Here is a 514-nt window from a genome sequence, read left to right as displayed (position 1 = left end):
GAGTCAAACTTAGAGTTCGAATCATCTTGAGATACATCGATACAATCACAACCCGGATAACTTCCACGTCCATCTCAAGACGCTTCCGCTATCCAAATTACTTACTTCTTCCAGATTGTTAAAGAACGACAGCCGATATCGCTTGATATCCTCTGACTGGCTCAATCGCCAATGCAAAATTCTCGGTTCAGTCTCTGAACCAAGCCCTTAGCGTTGGTGATTGGTGGAGGCAGACGGGATCGAACCGACGACCCCCTGCTTGCAAAGCAGGTGCTCTCCCAGCTGAGCTATGCCCCCATTGAGTACAGATTTCCCTCAGGTACCTACAGCCTGCCGGCATGGGCTGCTCGTAAGCGCTAAAGCGCCAACGATCACCGACACGTCAGACAATGGTGGGTCTGGTTGGATTCGAACCAACGACCCCCGCCTTATCAAGACGGTGCTCTAACCGACTGAGCTACAGACCCCTGAGTCTGTCTTTAATTTACAGCCGATAAGCGTGAGCGCTCAACTT

2 tRNA genes are annotated in these 514 nt (G+C 51.0%); both read right to left on the bottom strand.

The annotated features are described in order from the left end of the window. Positions 1–221: 221 nt before the first annotated feature. Positions 222–297: transfer RNA gene (locus tag HWX09_RS33405), tRNA-Ala, on the bottom strand. Between the two features lie 93 nt (positions 298–390). Beyond that, a tRNA-Ile gene (locus HWX09_RS33400) sits at positions 391–467 on the bottom strand. Between the last annotated feature and the right edge of the window lie 47 nt (positions 468–514).

Source organism: Burkholderia sp. BCC1208 (assembly GCF_902833095.1).
Classification (GTDB): domain Bacteria; phylum Pseudomonadota; class Gammaproteobacteria; order Burkholderiales; family Burkholderiaceae; genus Burkholderia.
The sequence above is the reverse complement of the archived record's forward strand: the minus strand, read 5'-3'. Positions and strand labels throughout refer to the sequence as shown.